The sequence below is a fragment of the Brachybacterium sp. J153 genome (genome assembly GCF_036311905.1).
In the GTDB taxonomy this organism is placed as follows: domain Bacteria; phylum Actinomycetota; class Actinomycetes; order Actinomycetales; family Dermabacteraceae; genus Brachybacterium.
Window position 1 is genome coordinate 24,662 of sequence record NZ_JAZDCH010000006.1, and the last position, 16,025, is coordinate 40,686.

General features: G+C 72.0%; 13 protein-coding genes and 1 tRNA gene. 3 read left to right on the forward strand and 11 right to left on the reverse strand.

Annotated elements, in window-relative coordinates:
* Nucleotides 1-4 precede the first annotated feature (4 nt).
* Together uvrB and coaE are read right to left on the reverse strand one after the other, a co-directional pair.
* Nucleotides 5-2,107 (reverse strand): excinuclease ABC subunit UvrB, encoded by a 2,103-nt coding sequence (gene uvrB, locus V1258_RS03755; protein WP_329748423.1) that lies wholly within the window; start codon nt 2,105-2,107, stop codon nt 5-7.
* A gap of 77 nt (nt 2,108-2,184) precedes the next feature.
* Nucleotides 2,185-2,820, reverse strand: a complete 636-nt coding sequence (gene coaE, locus V1258_RS03760; RefSeq protein WP_329748424.1) for a dephospho-CoA kinase — start codon at nt 2,818-2,820, stop codon at nt 2,185-2,187.
* 78 nt (nt 2,821-2,898) lie between these two features.
* Here coaE and V1258_RS03765 point away from each other — a divergent pair, with 78 nt between their 5' ends.
* On the forward strand, nt 2,899-3,792 hold the full coding sequence (locus V1258_RS03765; protein WP_329748425.1) for a trimeric intracellular cation channel family protein: 894 nt from the start codon (nt 2,899-2,901) through the stop codon (nt 3,790-3,792).
* A gap of 81 nt (nt 3,793-3,873) precedes the next feature.
* Here the strand turns inward: V1258_RS03765 and aroD are convergent, their stop codons facing one another.
* From aroD to polA, 7 genes are all read right to left on the reverse strand, one after another.
* Nucleotides 3,874-4,740: a type I 3-dehydroquinate dehydratase gene (gene aroD / locus V1258_RS03770; RefSeq protein WP_329748426.1), complete on the reverse strand. Its 867-nt coding sequence runs from the start codon at nt 4,738-4,740 to the stop codon at nt 3,874-3,876.
* Between the two features lie 5 nt (nt 4,741-4,745).
* The gene (gene aroB / locus V1258_RS03775; protein WP_329748427.1) at nt 4,746-5,828 is read right to left on the reverse strand and encodes a 3-dehydroquinate synthase; all 1,083 of its coding nucleotides are present in this window, start codon (nt 5,826-5,828) and stop codon (nt 4,746-4,748) included.
* Nucleotides 5,825-6,364, reverse strand: coding sequence for a shikimate kinase (locus tag V1258_RS03780; protein WP_329748428.1), 540 nt, complete (start codon nt 6,362-6,364; stop codon nt 5,825-5,827). The genes aroB and V1258_RS03780 overlap by 4 nt, the downstream gene beginning before the upstream one ends.
* Nucleotides 6,361-7,599 carry a chorismate synthase gene (gene aroC / locus V1258_RS03785; RefSeq protein WP_329748429.1) on the reverse strand — a complete coding sequence of 413 codons (1,239 nt, stop codon included), beginning with the start codon at nt 7,597-7,599 and terminating at the stop codon, nt 6,361-6,363. The genes V1258_RS03780 and aroC overlap by 4 nt, the downstream gene beginning before the upstream one ends.
* A gap of 91 nt (nt 7,600-7,690) precedes the next feature.
* Nucleotides 7,691-8,521, reverse strand: a complete 831-nt coding sequence (locus V1258_RS03790; RefSeq protein ID WP_329746789.1) for an HAD-IIA family hydrolase — start codon at nt 8,519-8,521, stop codon at nt 7,691-7,693.
* A 115-nt stretch (nt 8,522-8,636) separates the two neighbouring features.
* Nucleotides 8,637-10,121 carry a 30S ribosomal protein S1 gene (gene rpsA, locus V1258_RS03795; protein ID WP_329748430.1) on the reverse strand — a complete coding sequence of 495 codons (1,485 nt, stop codon included), beginning with the start codon at nt 10,119-10,121 and terminating at the stop codon, nt 8,637-8,639.
* 258 nt (nt 10,122-10,379) lie between these two features.
* The gene (gene polA / locus V1258_RS03800; RefSeq protein ID WP_329748431.1) at nt 10,380-13,091 is read right to left on the reverse strand and encodes a DNA polymerase I; all 2,712 of its coding nucleotides are present in this window, start codon (nt 13,089-13,091) and stop codon (nt 10,380-10,382) included.
* Between the two features lie 92 nt (nt 13,092-13,183).
* Between polA and V1258_RS03805 the strand changes: the two genes are divergently transcribed.
* The gene (locus V1258_RS03805) at nt 13,184-13,660 is read left to right on the forward strand and encodes a PaaI family thioesterase (RefSeq protein WP_329748432.1); all 477 of its coding nucleotides are present in this window, start codon (nt 13,184-13,186) and stop codon (nt 13,658-13,660) included.
* A 78-nt stretch (nt 13,661-13,738) separates the two neighbouring features.
* Here the strand turns inward: V1258_RS03805 and V1258_RS03810 are convergent, their stop codons facing one another.
* Both V1258_RS03810 and V1258_RS03815 read right to left on the reverse strand, forming a co-directional pair.
* Nucleotides 13,739-15,100 (reverse strand): ABC transporter substrate-binding protein, encoded by a 1,362-nt coding sequence (locus tag V1258_RS03810; RefSeq protein ID WP_329748433.1) that lies wholly within the window; start codon nt 15,098-15,100, stop codon nt 13,739-13,741.
* A 56-nt stretch (nt 15,101-15,156) separates the two neighbouring features.
* Nucleotides 15,157-15,804 (reverse strand): ANTAR domain-containing response regulator, encoded by a 648-nt coding sequence (locus V1258_RS03815; protein ID WP_329746794.1) that lies wholly within the window; start codon nt 15,802-15,804, stop codon nt 15,157-15,159.
* 110 nt (nt 15,805-15,914) lie between these two features.
* On the opposite strand from V1258_RS03815, the gene V1258_RS03820 reads away from it, so the two are divergent.
* Nucleotides 15,915-15,997 (forward strand) — tRNA-Leu (locus V1258_RS03820).
* The last annotated feature ends 28 nt before the right edge of the window (nt 15,998-16,025 follow it).

A 16,025-nucleotide genomic window follows, 5' to 3' on the forward strand; every position in this document is an offset into this window, starting at 1 on the left:
CGCGTCAGGAGCGCTGCACGGCCCGCAGCTCCTTCTTCAGTTCCTGCACCTCGTCGCGCAGACGGGCGGCGACCTCGAAGTTCAGCGACTCCGCCGCCTGGTGCATCTGCGCGGTCATCTCGTCGATCATGCCGGTGAGCGCGCCGACCGGATCGTCACCGAGGTCGACCTTGCGGCCCTGCACGGAGTCGACGGCGTTGGCCCGGGCGCGGTCCCGCGCCACCCGCTCCTTGCCGGAGCGGTAGTCGGTGGACATCAGGGTCTCGGTGTCGATGTCCTCGCGCGCGAGCATGTCCGTGACGTCCGCGATCCGCTTGCGCAGCGGGGTCGGGTCGATGCCGTGCTCGGTGTTGTAGGCGATCTGCTTCTCGCGGCGACGGTTCGTCTCGTCGATCGCCTGCTGCATCGAGTCGGTGATCCGGTCCGCGTACATGTGCACCTGACCGGACACGTTGCGGGCCGCGCGCCCGATCGTCTGGATCAGCGAGGTGCGCGAGCGGAGGAAGCCCTCCTTGTCCGCGTCGAGGATCGCGACGAGCGAGACCTCCGGCAGGTCCAGGCCCTCGCGCAGCAGGTTGATACCCACGAGCACGTCGAACTCGCCCTGGCGCAGGGAGCGGAGCAGCTCGATCCGGCGCAGCGTGTCGACGTCCGAGTGCAGGTACTGGACCCGCACCCCGTTCTCGAGCAGGAAGTCGGTGAGGTCCTCCGCCATGCGTTTGGTCAGCGTCGTCACGAGCACGCGCTCGTCCCGCTGGACGCGCTTCTCGATCTCCTCACGGAGATCGTCGATCTGGCCCTTGACCGGCTTGACGATCACCTCGGGGTCCACCAGTCCCGTCGGCCGGATGATCTGCTCGACCACCCCGTTCGCGCGGTTCAGCTCGTACTCGGCCGGGGTCGCGGAGAGATAGACCGTCTGGCCGGTGCGCTCGGTGAACTCGCCGAATGTGAGGGGGCGGTTGTCGAGCGCCGAGGGGAGGCGGAAGCCGAAGTCGACGAGGGTCCGCTTGCGGGACCGGTCCCCCTCGTACATCGCGCCGATCTGCGGGACGGTCACGTGCGACTCGTCGATGACCAGCAGGAAGTCCTCGGGGAAGTAGTCCATCAGGGTGTTCGGGGCGGTGCCGGGCGCGCGGCCGTCGAGGTGGCGGGAGTAGTTCTCGACGCCGTTGGTCGAGCCCATCTGCCGCAGCATCTCGAGATCGTGCGTGGTGCGCATCCGCAGCCGCTGCGCCTCGAGTAGCTTGTTCTGGCCCTCGAGCTCCACGAGCCGCTCGGCGAGCTCCTCCTCGATCGTGCCGATCGCCCGCGCGAGCCGCTCGGGACCCGCGACGTAGTGCGAGGCGGGGAAGATGTGGATGTGGTCCTCCTGCCGGATCACCTCGCCGGTGAGCGGGTGCAGGGTGTAGAGCGCATCGACCTCGTCGCCGAAGAACTCGATGCGGATCGCGAGCTCCTCGTACATCGGGATGATCTCGACGGTGTCGCCGCGCACCCGGAACGTGCCCCGCTCGAAGGCGACGTCGTTGCGGTCGTACTGCATGTCCACGAAGTGGCGCAGGAGGTCGTCGCGGTCCAGCTGCTGGCCGCGGGACAGCTGCACCATGCGGTCCACGTACTCCTGCGGCGTGCCGAGGCCGTAGATGCAGGAGACGGACGAGACCACGACCACGTCACGGCGGGTCAGCAGCGAGTTGGTGGCGCTGTGCCGCAGCCGCTCCACCTCGGCGTTGATCGAGGAGTCCTTCTCGATGTAGGTGTCCGACTGCGGGACGTACGCCTCCGGCTGGTAGTAGTCGTAGTACGAGACGAAGTACTCGACCGCGTTGTGCGGCAGCAGCTCCCGGAACTCGCTCGCGAGCTGCGCGGCGAGGGTCTTGTTGTGCGCCATCACCAGCGTGGGCCGTTGCACCTGCTCGATGAGCCAGGCCGTCGTCGCGGACTTGCCGGTGCCCGTCGCGCCGAGCAGCACGACATCCTGCTCGCCGTCGTTGATGCGCTTCGTGAGCTCCTTGATCGCCTGCGGCTGATCGCCGGACGGCGAGTACTCGGAGACGACCTCGAAGGGATGCTCGGCGCGGACCAGATCGGTGACAGGACGCATGGGGTCGAGCCTACGACCCGGGGCCGACGGACGACATGGCGCGCGTCTCCTGTCCGCTCAGGGCCGACGGGCCGCGCTCAGCGGCGTCGGTCCAGGAGCGTGCGCACCGCCTCGAGCGCGCGGTCCGCACGGTCGGCGAGCTCCGTGCGGCCCGATGTGTTGAGGATCAGCCGGTCCGCGCGCCGGATCCGCTCGAGATCGGTGACCTGCACGGCCATGATCGACTCGACGTAGGCGCGGTCCCTGCCGCGGTCGCGGGTCACCCGGGCGATGCGGTCCTCGCGCCGGGCGAGCACCGCGACCACCGCGGCGTAGGTGCCCGCGGCGTCCTGCGCCTTCTCGAGCAGCAGCGGGCTGTCGTGCACGAAGATCCGCTCCCCCGCCGCGGCGGCGTCGGCCTCCTCGCGGGCGACCGCCTCGTCGACGCGGGTGAGCACGATCCGCTCGAGGTCGGCGCGGGCCGCGGCATCGGCGAAGACGATCCGCGCCATCGCGGCGCGGTCGATCGTGCCTGCCGGGTTGCGCAGCTCCTCGCCGAACCGCGCGATCGCCTCCTCGACCCCGTCCCCGGGCATGTCGAGCACCGCGCGGGAGTGCGCGTCGAGGTCGATCACGCGCATCCCGGCGCCGCGCCAGAGCGCGGCGACCGTGGACTTGCCGGAGCCGATGCCGCCGGTGAGGCCGACGCGGAAGCGGGGCGATGCGGGGTACATGACCCGATCGTAGGGCTAGCGCGTCAGAGCCGTCACGAGCTGTTTCCCGGCTGGCGCCCCAGGTCGTACGGTGCTCGGGTGGATCCTCTGCAGCTGCTCGTGACCAACGACTTCCTCCGTGTGCTGGACCTCGTGGGCGTGTTCGTGATGGGCGTGGCGGCCGGAGCGATCGCCTCGCGGCTGAACTTCGACGCGGTCGGCTTCGCGGTCATCGGGATCGTCGCCGGCCTCGGCGGCGGGCTCGTGCGCGACCTGATCCTCGACTACGGCACCCCCGCCGCCTTCGACGGCCCCTGGTACCTCGCGTGCGCCCTCGCCGGGGCGATGTTCACCTTCCTCATCCACGCCGACGGCCCGTGGTGGCGCCGCCTGGTGACGGTGCTCGACATCGCGGCGATGGGGCTGTGGGCGGCGACCGGCACGGCGAAGTCCCTCGGCTACGGCCTCGACGTGCTGCCCGCGATCCTGCTCGGGGTCACGAGCGCCGTCGGCGGCGGCGTGATCCGCGACGTCCTCGTGGGGCGGATCCCCCAGATCTTCGGCGGCGGCCCCCTGTACGCGACCGGGGCGCTCGTCACCGCGGTGATGACCTGGCTGGTGCTGGCCCTCGGCCTCCCCTCCCCCACGGTGCTGATCGCCGTCGCCGCGGGCTCGCTGCTCGCCGGGATCGCGGCCTGGCGCCGCTGGTCGCTGCCGGCCCATCAGGAATGGCAGGTGACCCTGTCCGCGACCCAGCTCAAGCGGCTCGTGCGCCGCACCCGCAAGGACGAGCGGGAGCGGGTGGCGCTCGAGACCGGCGCGATCCCGGTCGTCGACGTGGAGCACGACGACCTCGCCGAGGACAGCGCGGCCGAGGACCGCGATGCGCACTACTTCGAGGAGCGGGTCTTCCCGGAGGCGGAGGCGCTCCCCGGCACGATCGAGCACGAGCAGCGTCACGGCCGGGACCCCGGGACCGCCGCGGCGCGCTGACGCGCCGGGGCACGGCGCGGGGAGCCTGGCCGCCGCGCGGGGCGCCGCGGGATCGTCGCGGGGCGCCGCCGCGCGACGCCCTCAGGGACGCAGCAGCTCGAGCATCCGCGCGACGTCGACCGCGTCGAGCTGACCGGGCGCCGAGGCCTCCCCGACCGTCGCGAATGTCGCGGCGCTGCCGAACGTCTCCGCGGCGACGCGGCTCGCGGCGCCGAGCGTGCCCATGCTGATCGCGAGGTGCGGACCGCGGCGGTCCCCGGCCACGGCGAGGCTCGCCGCGAGCAGGGTCAGCACGTCCATCGGGCTCCGCGGGGTGACCGCGATCTTCGGCACGTCCGCGCCGAGCTCGCGCTGCCCGCGCAGGATCTCGACGATCCGCTCCCGGGTGGGCGTCGCCTCCATGTCGTGGAACGAGCCGACGACGGCGATGCCGTTGCGGCGCGCCGCCTCGATCACGCGGGCGACCATCGCGCCGTCCCGCGCGGTCTCGATGTCGACGAGGTCCACCGCGGACTGGGTCCCGGCGGGCCGGCCCGTGATCAGCGCGAGGAGGAGCTCCCCGAGGTCGTGGTCCGCGATCGGGCGCGGTCCGCCCTCGGCGGCGGTGCGGAAGGTGACCAGGAGCGCCCGGTCCGGGCCGAGGGCGGCGCGCAGCGGGGCGAGGGCGGCGAGCACGGCGACGCGGTGCTCCGCCGGGTCCCCGAGGTCGGGGCGGAAGCGGTCGAGGCGCCACTCGACGATCCGGGCGGGGGCCTCGACCGCGGCGGCGGCCTGGCCGAGGAGCGCGTCGAGGTGGTCGCCGACGAGCGGCACGATCACCTCGGGGCGGCCCCGGCCCAGCTCGATCCCACGCACGGTGACGGTGCGCCGCCGCGGATCCGGGCCCCCCGCCGCGTCAGCCGGCGCGGCGGATCGGTCCGAGGACGGCATCTCGTCATGGGCGGTCACGCCGCTCAGTCCTCCGTCACCGCGGCGTAGGCCGCGAGCAGCAGCGCCGGGTCCGGGCCCTCGAGGCGTGAGACCTTCCCGATCCGGTCCAGCACGACGAAACGCAGCACGCCGGCGCGGGTCTTCTTGTCGCGCTTCATGGCGTCCTCGAGCTTCGGCCACTGCCGATCGCGGTAGGTGACGGGCAGGCCGAGGGAGGTGAGGATCGTGCGGTGGCGGTCGACCTCGGCCTCGGAGAGCTTGCCGGCGAGGTGGGAGAGCTCGGCGGCGAACATCATGCCGACGGAGACCGCAGCGCCGTGCCGCCACTGGTAACGCTCGTTGCGCTCGATCGCGTGGCCGAGGGTGTGGCCGTAGTTGAGGATCTCCCTCTCGCCCGCCTCCATAAGGTCGGCGGAGACGACGCGCGCCTTGACCCGGATCGCCCGCTCGATCACCTCGCGGAAGGCGTCGCTGCCGGTGTCGCGCACCGCGTCGGGATCCTGCTCGACGAGCGAGAGGATCTCGGTGTCGGCGATGAATCCGGCCTTCACGGCCTCGGCGAGGCCCGCCGCGACGTCGTGCGCGCCGAGGCCGGCGAGCACGTCGAGATCGGCGACCACGGCGATCGGCGGGTGGAACGCCCCGACGAGATTCTTGCCCTCGGAGGTGTTGATGCCGGTCTTCCCGCCGACGGCCGCGTCGACCATGGCCGCGACGGTGGTCGGAACCTGCAGCACGTCGATGCCGCGCAGCCAGGACGCGGCGACGAAACCCGCGAGGTCCGTGGCGGCGCCGCCGCCGAGACCGATCACGAGGTCGCCGCGGCCGATCTCCGCCTGTCCGCACACCCCCCAGAGGAACCCGGCGACCTGCGCCGTCTTGGCCTCCTCGCCGTCGGGGATCTCCGCGGCGAAGGCCTCGCGGCCGGTCGCGATGATCGCCTCGCGCAGCTCGTCGGCGACCTGGCGCAGGCTCGGCTGGTGGATGATCACCACCCGGCGCGCCCGCTCGGGGATCCGGCTCGGTGCCTCGGCGAGCAGTCCGCGGCCGACGAGCACGTCATAGCCGCCGGTCGGGGTGGTCACGGGAATGGTGGTGGTGCTCATGCGGTCTCCTCCTCGGCGCCGGCGGCCCGCAGCCCCAGCTCGTCCATGATCTGGCGCGCGACGCGCGCCGGGGGGCCGGATCCGGCGTCGATGCGCAGCGCGGCGAGGTCGCGGTAGACGGGTCCGCGCTCCTCGGCGAGCCGGCGCCAGCTCTCCATCGGGTCGTCCCCCGACAGCATCGGGCGTCCTGCGCCGCGCGCGATGCGGCGGGCGGCGATGGCCTCGTCGACCTCAAGCAGCACCACGCGGCGGCCGCGCAGCCTCTCCCCCGACTCGCTCCGCATCGGCGCCCCGCCGCCGAGGGCGAGCACCCCCGTCTGCTCCTCGAGGGCGCGGGCGAGGACCTCCGCCTCGAGCGCGCGGAAGCCCTCCTCCCCGTCGGCGGCGAAGATCTCCGGGATCTGGCGGCCCGCGGCCGTGACGATCAGCGCGTCGAGATCGCAGAAGGCGACGCCGAGCCGGGCGGCGAGGGCGCGGCCGACGCTGGTCTTGCCCGCCGCCATGGGTCCCATCAGGATGACGAGCGGCCCGCTCACGAGGCGGTGTCCGCTCCGCCCGGGAGACGGGACTGCAGCTCGACGGTGCGCTCGAGGTGGGCGCGGATCTCCTCGACGCTGTCCCCGCCGACCTTCTCCAGCAGGGCGTCCGCGAGGGTCAGCGCGACCACGGCCTCGGCGATCACGGCAGCGGGCGCGACGGCGCAGACGTCCGAACGCTGATGGTTCGCCGTGGCCTCGGCGCCGGTCGCCACGTCGACCGTGCGCAGGGCGCGGGGCACCGTCGAGATGGGCTTGAGTGCGCCACGGACCCGGATCACCTGGCCGTTGCTCATGCCGCCCTCGAGGCCGCCCGCGCGGTTCGTCACGCGCGGGTACTGCCCGGACTCCGAGGCGATCAGGATCTCGTCGTGCGCGGCGGAGCCGCGGCGGGCCGCGGTCGCGAAGCCGTCCCCGATCTCCACGCCCTTCATCGCCTGGATCGACATGACCGCCTGGGCCAGGCGGCCGTCCAGCTTGCGGTCCCACTGGGTGTGGGAGCCCAGGCCGACGGGCACGCCGTAGGCGATGACCTCGACGACGCCGCCGAGGGTGTCGGCATCGGCCTTGGCCGCGTCGACCTCGGCGACCATCGCCGCGGAGGTCTCCGGGTGGAAGCAGCGCAGCGGGTCCGCATCGAGCGCGGCGGCGTCCTCGGGGGTGGGCAGCGGGGCGTCCTCGGGGACGCGCACGGAGCCGACGGAGAGGGTGTGCGAGACCAGACGGATGCCGGCGGCCTGCTCGAGCAGGGCCGCGGCGACCCGGCCCGCGACCACCCGGGCGGCGGTCTCGCGGGCGCTCGCGCGCTCGAGCACCGGACGAGCGTCGTCGAAGCCGTACTTCAGCATGCCGGAGAGGTCCGCATGACCGGGGCGGGGCCGGGTCAGGGGCCGGTTCCGAGCGATCTCGCGCTCGTCCCCGGTGCCGGCGTCGACGAGGAGATCGTCCCGCTCGACGGGGTCGGCGCTCATGACCTTCTCCCACTTCGGCCACTCCGAGTTGGCGATCTCGATCGCGAGCGGAGATCCGAGGGTGCGCCCGTGCCGCAGGCCACCGTGGATGCTCACCACGTCCTGCTCGAACTTCTGGCGGCTGCCGCGACCGTGGCCGAGACGGCGCCGGGCGAGCACGTCGCGCAGATCGTCACTGGTCAGCTCGATCCCGGCGGGGACGCCGTCGAGCAGGGAGATGAGGGAGGGGCCGTGGGATTCCCCGGCCGTGAGCCAGCGCAACATGGCCACGATTCTCTCACGGGCCGTCCGACCGGTACGCGGACGTCCAGGTGAGGACGACCCGCCGGCCGACGCCACGCCGCGTCAGGAAGCGTCAGTCTTCGTCCAGCTCCACCGACTCCAGCGGGGTCAGCCGCTCGACCAGCGGCACCACGTCGGAGATGCCGCCCAGCACGGCGGTGGGCCGGTACGGGTACTGGGTGATCTCGTCCTCGCGGGTGGAGCCGGTCAGGACCAGCACCGACCGCATGCCGGCCTCGAGCCCGGACTTCACGTCGGTGTCCATGCGGTCCCCGATCATCACCGAGGTCTCCGAATGGGCGCCGATGCGGTTCAGCGCCGTGCGCATCATGAGCGGGTTCGGCTTGCCCACGTAGTACGGCTGAGTGCCCGTCGCCGCGGTGATCATCGCGGCGACCGCACCGGTCGCCGGGAGCGGTCCCTCGGAGCTGGGACCGGTGACATCGGGGTTTGTCGCGATGAACTTCGCCCCGCCGCGCACGAGACGGATCGCCCGGGTGATCGCCTCGAAGGAGTAGGTGCGGGTCTCCCCCAGCACCACGAACTCGACATCGGTGTCCGCGAGGATGAAGCCCTCCTCGTGCATGGCGCTGGTGAGCCCTGCCTCGCCGATCACGTAGGCGGACGAGCCGGGCGCCTGCTCGGCGAGGAAGCGGGCGGTGGCGAGGGCGCTGGTCCAGATCGCCTCCTCGGGCAGCTCGATCCCGGAACGCGCCAGCCGGGCCCTCAGGTCCCGCGGCGTGAAGATCGAGTTGTTGGTGAGCACGAGGAAGGGGCGTCCGAACTGCTGCAGCGCAGCGATGAAGTCGGCGGCGCCGGGCAGGGCGGACTCCTCGTGCACGAGCACGCCGTCCATGTCGGTCAGCCAGGTGTGGATCGGGTGGTCCTCGAGAGCGGTGAACATGCTCCCAGTGTGCCCCGGGCGGGGCGGCGAACCCAACCCGTCCCGTTCCCGGACAGCCGGAAGGCCCGGCCCCCTGCGGGGACCGGGCCTTCCGAGCCGGGTGATCAGCGGGTGATCAGTTGCCGGTGAGCTTGGCGCGCAGGGCGGCCAGGGCCTCGTCGGAGGCCAGGGTGCCCTCGTCGGAGGAGCTCGACTGGTACGAGGTCTGCGAGGACGGAGCCGACTCCGGGGTGCTGGAGGTGCTCGCGGCGGCCGGGGCGTTCGCGGACTCCTCGTCGGCCTTGATGGCCTCGGCGACCTGGGACTTGTGGGCGGTCCAGCGCTCGTAGGCGGCCGCGTACTGGGCCTCCCACTCCTCGCGCTGGGTGTCGTAGCCCTCGAGCCACTCGTTGGTCTCCGGGTCGAAGCCCTCGGGGAACTTGTACTCGCCGTTGGCGTCGTACTCGGCCGCCATGCCGTAGAGCGCGGGGTCGAAGGTCGAGTCGTCGCCCTCCGGGTCCACGCCCTCGTTGGCCTGCTTGAGGGACAGCGAGATACGGCGACGCTCGAGGTCGATGTCGATGACCTTGACGAAGACGTCCTGGTCGACCGTGACGACCTGCTCGGGCAGGTCGACGTGGCGCTGGGCCAGCTCGGAGATGTGGACGAGGCCCTCGATGCCGTCCTCGACACGCACGAAGGCGCCGAAGGGGACCAGCTTGGTGACCTTGCCGGGCACGACCTCGCCGATGGCGTGGGTGCGGGCGAACAGCTGCCACGGGTCCTCCTGGGTCGCCTTCAGCGACAGGGAGACGCGCTCGCGGTCCATGTCGACGTCCAGGACCTCGACCTTGACGTGCTGACCGACCTCGACGACCTCGGACGGGTGGTCGATGTGCTTCCAGGACAGCTCGGAGACGTGCACCAGACCGTCGACGCCGCCGAGATCGACGAAGGCGCCGAAGTTGACGATGGAGGACACGTTGCCCTCGCGGACCTGGCCCTTCTGCAGGGTCTGCAGGAAGTCCGAGCGGACCGCGGACTGGGTCTCCTCGAGGTAGGCGCGGCGCGACAGGACCACGTTGTTGCGGTTCTTGTCGAGCTCGATGATCTTCGCCTCGATCTCCTGGCCGACGTACGGCTGCAGGTCGCGGACGCGGCGCATCTCCACGAGGGAGGCCGGGAGGAAGCCGCGCAGGCCGATGTCGACGATGAGGCCGCCCTTGACGACCTCGATGACGCGACCGGTGACGACGCCCTCGTCTTCCTTGATCTGCTCGATCGTGCCCCAGGCGCGCTCGTACTGGGCGCGCTTCTTGGACAGGATCAGGCGACCCTCCTTGTCCTCCTTCTGGAGGACGAGGGCCTCGATCTCGTCGCCGACCTCGACGACCTCACCGGGGTCGACGTCGTGCTTGATGGACAGCTCGCGCGAGGGGATGACGCCCTCGGTCTTGTAGCCGATGTCCAGGAGGACCTCGTCGTGATCGACCTTCACCACGGTGCCCTCGACGATGTCGCCATCGTTGAAGTACTTGATGGTGGCATCGATGGCGGCCATGAGTTCGTCGGCGCCGCCGATGTCGTTGATGGCGATCTGGGGGGTCGTGGTGTCGGTCATGTAGGTAGGAACTCCGTCGGGACAGGAATCGAGTAGGTACGGTGGACGTGCAACCTCGCCGGTGATCGCCGACAGATCGCGGCGCTCGCCCGGGCGGGGCATCCGCACGCGGGGACGACCACCGAACTGCTCAAGACGGCCGCCTGCGCACAGACCTTCAGAAGCCTATCAGCCGGGGCGCGCCGATGCGAGGGCCCGCGGGGCGTGGGGATCCGCTGCGGGATGTGACCTCGCTCCCCCGAGGCGTGACGGCGCGGCTCAGTGGGCGGCCGCTAGCCAGGAGGGGCCGACGCCGATCCCGACCTCGAGCGGGACCGACAGCTCGTAGGCCTCACCCATGCCCCGGGCCACCAGCGCCCGCAGCTCCTGCTCCTCGCCGGCGGCGACCTCGAGCACGAGCTCGTCGTGGACCTGGAGCAGCACGCGGGAGCTGAGCGCGGAGGCCGCGAGGAGCTCGTCGACGCGCAGCATGGCGAGCTTGATGATGTCCGCGGCGCTGCCCTGGATCGGGGAGTTCAGCGCGACCCGCTCGGCGTTCTCGCGGCGCTGGCGGTTGTCCGAGGTGAGGTCGGGCAGATAGCGGCGTCGCCCCAGGATGGTCTCGGTGTACCCGGTCTCGCGGGCCCTCTCGACGCTCGCCCGCAGGTAGTCGCGCACCCCACCGAAGCGCTCGAAGTAGCCGTCCCGCAGCGCCGTCGCCTCGCCCTGGGAGATGCGCAACTGCCGAGCCAGGCCGAAGGCGCTGAGCCCGTAGGCGAGGCCGTAGCTGACGGCCTTCGTCTTCGAGCGCATCTCGGCGTCGACGTCCTCGGGGGCGACGTCGAAGACCCGCGAGGCGACGAAGCGGTGGAGGTCCTCCCCCGAGTTGAAGGCCTCGATCAGGCCAGCGTCCTCGGAGAGGTGCGCCATGATGCGCATCTCGATCTGCGAGTAGTCCGCCGTCATCAGGTCCGCGTAGCCCTCGCCCGGGACGAAGATCTCGCGGATGCGCTGCCCCTCGTGGGTGCGCACCGGGATGTTCTGCAGGTTCGGATCGGTCGAGGCCAGGCGACCGGTGGCGGCGGCGGTCTGCAGGAAGGTGGTGTGCACGCGGGAGCCGTGGTCCACGGCCGCGTCGAGGCCCACCAGGTAGCCGGTCAGCTTGCTCATCTCGCGGAAGCGCAGCAGCCAGGAGAGGAAGTCGTGGCCGGAGGAGCCCGGCTCGACCTTGTCCTGGAGATCCGCGAGGGATTCGGCGTCCGTCGAGAAGCCCGAGGCGATCTTCCGGGTGCGGGGCATGGCGAGGGTGTCGAAGAGGACCGTCTGCAGCTGCTTCGGCGAGGCGAGGTTGACCTCCTCGCCGACGATCGCGCCGGCCTCCCGCTTGGCCTGTGCGACGAAGCCCTCGAACTCGGACTGCAGGGCGGCGAGGCGCTCGAGATCCAGGGCGATGCCCCGCTCGTGCATGCTCACCAGACTGCGCTGGAGCGGCAGCTCGAGCTCGTGCAGGATCTTCGCGGCCCAGGGCTCCGCCGTCAGCTGGTCGGCGAGGCGCTTGGCGACGGTGAGCAGCGCCGCGGCGGAGCGGGCGAGGCGCTCGGCAGCGCGCACCACGTGCTCCTCCCGGGCCTCGGCGGACTCCTTGGCGAGGGTGGCCTGTGCGGGCTTGCGCGGCCGCGGCTCGAAGGTCACGCCGGCGTGCTCGGCGGCGAGGGTCTCCGCGTCGTAGGTGCGGGCCCCGGGGCGCAGGACGAAGGCCTCGAGGGCGAGGTCGTGCCTCCCCTCCCCCAGCCGGTGCCCGTGCTCGCCGAGGAAGGCGAGAGCCGCCTGAGCCCCGGCGACCTCGATCCGCGGGGTGTCCTCGAGCAGCCGGGTGAGGACGGCGGTGGCCTCCTCGTCCAGGGCGGACAGGCGCAGCCCGACCGCGCGCTCGGGGGTGGCCAGACCCAGCAGCGGGCCGCCGCGCACATCGTCGGCCAGGTCGAGCGCGAGCAGCGCCGGCGACTGTCCGAGGGCGTCCGCGAGGTCCGCCGCGGTGCTCACGACGGACACCTCGAGGTCCGCCTCCACCTCCTGCTCGCCGTAGCCGTCCGCATCGAGGAAGACGTCGGGGACGTCGGCGCGGATCGTAGGACCGAAGGCGAGCTCGTCGAACACCTTCTGCAGGGCGACGCCGTCGCCGCGCCCCAGGGTGTAGTGCTCGGGGTCGGCGGGGAGGTCGAGATCGAGCACGGCGGCGTTCATGCGCCGGTTGCGCTCGACGTCCTCCCGATGGGCGCGCAGATTCTCCCCGGCCTTGCCCTTGATCTCGTCGGCATGGGCGAGCACACCGGGGAGATCGCCGTGGGCGAGGATCCACTTCGCGGCGGTCTTGGGGCCGACGCCGGGCACGCCCGGCAGGTTGTCCGCGGCCTCGCCCACGAGCGCGGCGAGGTCGGGATAGCGCTCCGGCGGGATGCCGTACTTCTCCTCGACGGCGGCGGGGGTCATCCGGCGCATCTCGGTGACGCCCTTGACCGGCTGCAGGAGCGTCACCCGCTCCCCCACCAGCTGGATCGAGTCCCGGTCGCTCGTGACGATGAGCGCCTCGTGGCCGTCCGCGGCGGCCCTCATGGCGAGGGTCGCGATGATGTCGTCGGCCTCGTAGTCCTCGTAGGTCAGCCAGCGCACCCCGAGCGCGTCGAGGACCTGCTGGATGAGCCCGATCTGACCGTGGAACTCGGGCGGGGTCACCTCGCGACCGCCCTTGTACTGGTCGTAGATGCGGTCGCGGAAGGTCCCGCCGGGCAGGTCGAAGGCGACCGCCACGTGCGTGGGCCGCTCCGCGGCGACGACGTTGATGATCATCCTGGTGAAGCCGTAGACGGCGTTGGTGGCCTGACCGCGCCCGTCGCTGAAGCCGTCGGCCGGCAGGGCGAAGAAGGCGCGGAACGCCATCGCATGCCCGTCGATGAGGAGGATCCGCTGGTCGCTGGGGGCGCTCGCACTCATGGGGAGCAGTCTCGCACGGGACGATCCCCGGCGCCGCTCCCCAGGGCGAGGGTCCCCGGGAGGGTGTCCCGACGATGTGGCAGGCTCGCCCCATGCACCAGCACCCCGATACCTCCGGCAGCCCCGGTACTCCCGGCACTGATCGGTTGCGCGGCGAGGAGCTCGCCGCCCTCGTCGGCCCGATCACTCGCGGCACCCTGCTCGAGCGCTGCCAGATGGAGCTGGTGGAGCTCTCCTCCGAGGGAGGGATCATGACCATGCCGGTCGCGGGGAACATCCAGCCCGCGGGGCTCCTCCACGGCGGGGCTACGATCGCCCTGGCCGAGTCGATCGCCTCCTTCGCGGCGATCCTGCGGGCGCGCGAGGTGCACGGCGAGGGCGCCCAGGCGGTGGGCACCTCGGTCTCCGCGGTGCATCACCGCAGCGCTCGAGAAGGTCTGGTCACCGCGACCGCGTCCCTGCGCCACGGGGGCCGCCAGGTCGCGACCTACCTCGTCGACGTGCACGACGAGGCGGGGACGCTGCTGAGCACCGTGACCGTCTCGACCATGCTGCTGCCGCCCCGCTGAGGATCCCCGCGGCCGGAGCGGCTCGCCAGCAGGGCGGCTCGACATCCTCGCCGTCCCGTCCACCGGTCCGGGAGGCGCTCAGCCCTCCAGCTCGTAGCCGTCCGCCCCGTCGAACTCCAGCTCGTTGGCGTCGTTCCAGGCGTAGTGGCGGAAGTCGCCGACCCGCGGATCGCGGTCCGAACCCAGCTCGAGGGGACCCGACCGGCCCGCATAGGAGATCGACTCCTTGGCCCCCGCCGCCAGGGCATCGCGCAGCACCGTGCGGCACTCCCCGTAGTCGTTGCACTCCCCCGAGCCGGTGAGCACCCGCGGGATCGAGGCGGCGATCGCCGTGCCCTCGACGGAGAGCGCGTCTTGGGCGGCCAGCGCCGCGATCACGAACCCGTCATAGGCCTGCTGGGAGTAGGCGTACCCGGTGTCGTAGAGCCCTGGATCGACGTTGAGCATCATGTTGACGTGGCGGACGCTGTACTCGCCCCCCGGTTCGAGGCCCTTCGCCCGGGAGAGGCACTCGGCCGCCAAGTCCGCCTCGGCGTAGTTGACGCTCGCGGCCGGGGAGAGCTGGGCCGCGATCTCAACGGTGGGCCGCTGCCCGCCGTCGAGGGTCGCCGTGTGCAGCGCGGAGAGGAACGGCCCCGTCTCCGGGCCGCCGTTGACGATGAGCAAGGCCGGCGGGGTCTCCAGCACGGAGGCGACCAGCGCGTTCACGTCGCCCAGATCGCCCGCGGCGTGGAAGTGCTCGAGGACCACCTTGCCGCCCGTCGGCCCGAGCACCTGGGTGAGCTCGAAGAGGAGGCTGCGACCCTGCGCCGAATCCTCCGAGACGTAGGCGACCGTTCCCGGAGCTCCGGCCCGGTCGCCGGAGACGGCCCAGGACTGCTCGGCGTAGTAGGCCGCGAGGGCCTTGTCGTTGGGGCACAGCCGGGCGAGCATGCCGGAGGTCTCGACCTCCGGGGCGCGGACGCTCATCCCCGAGCTGAAGACGTCGATCACGGCGATGCCCGCGGCGACGAAGGCGGGGATCGCGGCGACCAGCGCCTCCTCGTCCACCGAGGTGATGCAGGCCGTGACCCCGGCCTCGGCGAGTCCCTGGATGACCTCGGTGAGATCCGCGCCGGCCTCCGTGACGACGTGCCGGTCCACGAGGCCGACGTCGTGTCCGAAGAGGCCCTTCCACTCGGCGTTGACGTCGATCCAGGCCTCGTGCACCGCGAGGGCGATCGCGTTCTCGAAGGGCGCGGAGCGGCCGTAGCTCGCCCCGATCGACCCGAGGGTCAGCGCGGTGTCCGGCTCCGCGAGCGCATCGCCCGTCGGCGCCGTCGTGGTGGCCCGACGCCCGCGGCCGCGGCGGATGCCGCCGGTGCCGCAGGCGCTCAGCAGTCCCGCACCCAGGATCCCCGCCCCCAGGCCCTGCACCATCGTGCGCCGCGACATGCCCATGTCGAGACCTCCCCCGTCCGTCGTCTCGCCCGTTCGACGCCCCCGTCGCCGGGCGGTCAGTCCTTGCCGCCGCCCAACTGGTCCACGACCGCGTCCGCGACCTCGCGCATGGTGAGGCGACGGTCCATCGAGGTCTTCTGGATCCAGCGGAAGGCCTCCGGCTCGCTGAGGCCCATGTTGGTCTGCAGCAGGCCCTTGGCGCGATCGACGCGCTTGCGGGTCTCGAAGCGCTCCCCGAGGTCGGCGATCTCCGCCTCGAGCTGCGTGATCTGCTGGTAGCGGGAGATCGCGATCTCGATCGCGGGCAGCAGGTCCGCCGGGGTGAAGGGCTTGACGACATAGGCCATGGCGCCGGCGTCGCGGGCGCGCTCGACGAGCTCGGCCTGCGAGAAGGCGGTGAGCATGACGACCGGAGCGAGATTGTCCTGGCCGATCTGCTCGGCCGCGGAGACACCGTCGGTCTTCGGCATCTTGACGTCCATCACGACCACGTCGGGGCGCAGCTCGCGCGCCTTCTCGACGGCGCTCTCGCCGTCGCCCACAGCGGCGACGACCTCGTAGCCGGCCTCGGTGAGGGTCTCGACGATGTCCATGCGGATGAGGCTCTCGTCCTCGGCCACCACCGCGGTACGGCGGACACCGCCGGTCTCCTGGACCTCGAGATCCTGGTCGTCGGTGGGAAGGGAAGGATTCTGCTCAGTCATGTCGCCCTGTTGTCTCGTGGGTGTCCGCGGCGGGGACGGGGTCCGTCGCGCCGCCGGGACCGGTGGTCATCAGCGGTATCCTAGTCCAGGCCTCCGTCCCGGGGGTGCGAGCCGGATTGGCGAAATGGCAGACGCGGCGCACTCAAAATGCGCTGTCCTCACGGGCGTGCGGGTTCGAGTCCCGCATCCGGCACCTCAGCGCGACAGATCACGACAGGCCA

Excerpts from the sequence above, each read along its gene's own strand:
- uvrB (WP_329748423.1), bottom strand. The coding sequence starts at position 2,107 with ATGCGTCCTGTCACCGATCTGGTCCGCGCCGAGCATCCCTTCGAGGTC.
- coaE (WP_329748424.1), bottom strand. The coding sequence starts at position 2,820 with ATGTACCCCGCATCGCCCCGCTTCCGCGTCGGCCTCACCGGCGGCATC.
- aroB (WP_329748427.1), bottom strand. The coding sequence starts at position 5,828 with ATGAGCACCACCACCATTCCCGTGACCACCCCGACCGGCGGCTATGAC.
- aroC (WP_329748429.1), bottom strand. The coding sequence starts at position 7,599 with ATGTTGCGCTGGCTCACGGCCGGGGAATCCCACGGCCCCTCCCTCATC.
- V1258_RS03790 (WP_329746789.1), bottom strand. The coding sequence starts at position 8,521 with ATGTTCACCGCTCTCGAGGACCACCCGATCCACACCTGGCTGACCGAC.
- rpsA (WP_329748430.1), bottom strand. The coding sequence starts at position 10,121 with ATGACCGACACCACGACCCCCCAGATCGCCATCAACGACATCGGCGGC.
- polA (WP_329748431.1), bottom strand. The coding sequence starts at position 13,091 with ATGAGTGCGAGCGCCCCCAGCGACCAGCGGATCCTCCTCATCGACGGG.
- V1258_RS03805 (WP_329748432.1), top strand. The coding sequence starts at position 13,184 with ATGCACCAGCACCCCGATACCTCCGGCAGCCCCGGTACTCCCGGCACT.
- V1258_RS03810 (WP_329748433.1), bottom strand. The coding sequence starts at position 15,100 with ATGGGCATGTCGCGGCGCACGATGGTGCAGGGCCTGGGGGCGGGGATC.
- V1258_RS03815 (WP_329746794.1), bottom strand. The coding sequence starts at position 15,804 with ATGACTGAGCAGAATCCTTCCCTTCCCACCGACGACCAGGATCTCGAG.